At 49.6% G+C, this 2255-nt stretch carries 4 protein-coding genes and 1 pseudogene; all 5 read right to left on the bottom strand.

Annotated elements, in window-relative coordinates; genetic code table 11:
• Window positions 1–181 (bottom strand): TraR/DksA family transcriptional regulator (locus tag J5M57_RS27775; RefSeq protein WP_112929539.1); only part of this gene is annotated, 181 nt, incomplete at its 3' end.
• A gap of 391 nt (window positions 182–572) precedes the next feature.
• A complete protein-coding gene (locus J5M57_RS27770; protein ID WP_015979260.1) occupies window positions 573–764 on the bottom strand; it encodes a DUF1382 family protein in 192 nt (63 codons plus the stop codon).
• On the bottom strand, window positions 737–925 hold the full coding sequence (locus J5M57_RS27765; protein WP_001251812.1) for a DUF1317 domain-containing protein: 189 nt from the start codon (window positions 923–925) through the stop codon (window positions 737–739). The genes J5M57_RS27770 and J5M57_RS27765 overlap by 28 nt, the downstream gene beginning before the upstream one ends.
• Window positions 916–1596 carry a lambda exonuclease family protein gene (locus J5M57_RS27760; RefSeq protein WP_000186853.1) on the bottom strand — a complete coding sequence of 227 codons (681 nt, stop codon included), beginning with the start codon at window positions 1594–1596 and terminating at the stop codon, window positions 916–918. Before J5M57_RS27760 ends, J5M57_RS27765 begins: the two co-directional genes overlap by 10 nt.
• Window positions 1597–1838: 242 nt before the next feature.
• Window positions 1839–2255 (bottom strand): annotated as a pseudogene (gene bet / locus J5M57_RS29170) (phage recombination protein Bet); the annotation flags it as partial.

Below are 2255 nucleotides of genomic sequence, written 5' to 3'. Positions count from 1 at the left end.
CCTGGCAACTTGCACAAGTCCGACAACCCTGAACGACCAGGCGTCTTCGTTCATCTATCGGATCGCCACACTCACAACAATGAGTGGCAGATATAGCCTGGTGGTTCAGGCGGCGCATTTTTATTGCTGTGTTGCGCTGTAATTCTTCTATTTCTGATGCTGAATCAATGATGTCTGCCATCTTTCATTAATCCCTGAACTGTTGGTTAATACGCTTGAGGGTGAATGCGAATAATAAAAAAGGAGCCTGTAGCTCCCTGATGATTTTGCTTTTCATGTTCATCGTTCCTTAAAGACGCCGTTTAACATGCCGATTGCCAGGCTTAAATGAGTCGGTGTGAATCCCATCAGCGTTACCGTTTCGCGGTGCTTCTTCAGTACGCTACGGCAAATGTCATCGACGTTTTTATCCGGAAACTGCTGTCTGGCTTTTTTTGATTTCAGAATTAGCCTGACGGGCAATGCTGCGAAGGGCGTTTTCCTGCTGAGGTGTCATTGAACAAGTCCCATGTCGGCAAGCATAAGCACACAGAATATGAAGCCCGCTGCCAGAAAAATGCATTCCGTGGTTGTCATACCTGGTTTCTCTCATCTGCTTCTGCTTTCGCCACCATCATTTCCAGCTTTTGTGAAAGGGATGCGGCTAACGTATGAAATTCTTCGTCTGTTTCTACTGGTATTGGCACAAACCTGATTCCAATTTGAGCAAGGCTATGTGCCATCTCGATACTCGTTCTTAACTCAACAGAAGATGCTTTGTGCATACAGCCCCTCGTTTATTATTTATCTCCTCAGCCAGCCGCTGTGCTTTCAGTGGATTTCGGATAACAGAAAGGCCGGGAAATACCCAGCCTCGCTTTGTAACGGAGTAGACGAAAGTGATTGCGCCTACCCGGATATTATCGTGAGGATGCGTCATCGCCATTGCTCCCCAAATACAAAACCAATTTCAGCCAGTGCCTCGTCCATTTTTTCGATGAACTCCGGCACGATCTCGTCAAAACTCGCCATGTACTTTTCATCCCGCTCAATCACGACATAATGCAGGCCTTCACGCTTCATACGCGGGTCATAGTTGGCAAAGTACCAGGCATTTTTTCGCGTCACCCACATGCTGTACTGCACCTGGGCCATGTAAGCTGACTTTATGGCCTCGAAACCACCGAGCCGGAACTTCATGAAATCCCGGGAGGTAAACGGGCATTTCAGTTCAAGGCCGTTGCCGTCACTGCATAAACCATCGGGAGAGCAGGCGGTACGCATACTTTCGTCGCGATAGATGATCGGGGATTCAGTAACATTCACGCCGGAAGTGAATTCAAACAGGGTTCTGGCGTCGTTCTCGTACTGTTTTCCCCAGGCCAGTGCTTTAGCGTTAACTTCCGGAGCCACACCGGTGCAAACCTCAGCAAGCAGGGTGTGGAAGTAGGACATTTTCATGTCAGGCCACTTCTTTCCGGAGCGGGGTTTTGCTATCACGTTGTGAACTTCTGAAGCGGTGATGACGCCGAGCCGTAATTTGTGCCACGCATCATCCCCCTGTTCGACAGCTCTCACATCGATCCCGGTACGCTGCAGGATAATGTCCGGTGTCATGCTGCCACCTTCTGCTCTGCGGCTTTCTGTTTCAGGAATCCAAGAGCTTTTACTGCTTCGGCCTGTGTCAGTTCTGACGATGCACGAATGTCGCGGCGAAATATCTGGGAACAGAGCGGCAATAAGTCGTCATCCCATGTTTTATCCAGGGCGATCAGCAGAGTGTTAATCTCCTGCATGGTTTCATCGTTAACCGGAGTGATGTCGCGTTCCGGCTGACGTTCTGCAGTGTATGCAGTATTTTCGACAATGCGCTCGGCTTCATCCTTGTCATAGATACCAGCAAATCCGAAGGCCAGACGGGCACACTGAATCATGGCTTTATGACGTAACATCCGTTTGGGATGCGACTGCCACGGCCCCGTGATTTCTCTGCCTTCGCGAGTTTTGAATGGTTCGCGGCGGCATTCATCCATCCATTCGGTAACGCAGATCGGATGATTACGGTCCTTGCGGTAAATCCGGCATGTACAGGATTCATTGTCCTGCTCAAAGTCCATGCCATCAAACTGCTGGTTTTCATTGATGATGCGGGACCAGCCATCAACGCCCACCACCGGAACGATGCCATTCTGCTTATCAGGAAAGGCGTAAATTTCTTTCGTCCACGGATTAAGGCCGTACTGGTTGGCAACGATCAGTAATGCGATGAACTGCGC

This window comes from Pseudomonas sp. 86_A (assembly GCF_017491705.1).
Lineage (GTDB): Bacteria > Pseudomonadota > Gammaproteobacteria > Pseudomonadales > Pseudomonadaceae > Aquipseudomonas > Aquipseudomonas koreensis.
Note: the sequence above shows the minus strand (reverse complement) of the source record. Positions and strands in the feature narration are given on the sequence as shown.

Bases quoted from the DNA above. Each gene is read 5' to 3' on its own strand.
- J5M57_RS27770 (WP_015979260.1), bottom strand. From the start codon at position 764: ATGCACAAAGCATCTTCTGTTGAGTTAAGAACGAGTATCGAGATGGCA.
- J5M57_RS27765 (WP_001251812.1), bottom strand. From the start codon at position 925: ATGGCGATGACGCATCCTCACGATAATATCCGGGTAGGCGCAATCACT.
- J5M57_RS27760 (WP_000186853.1), bottom strand. From the start codon at position 1,596: ATGACACCGGACATTATCCTGCAGCGTACCGGGATCGATGTGAGAGCT.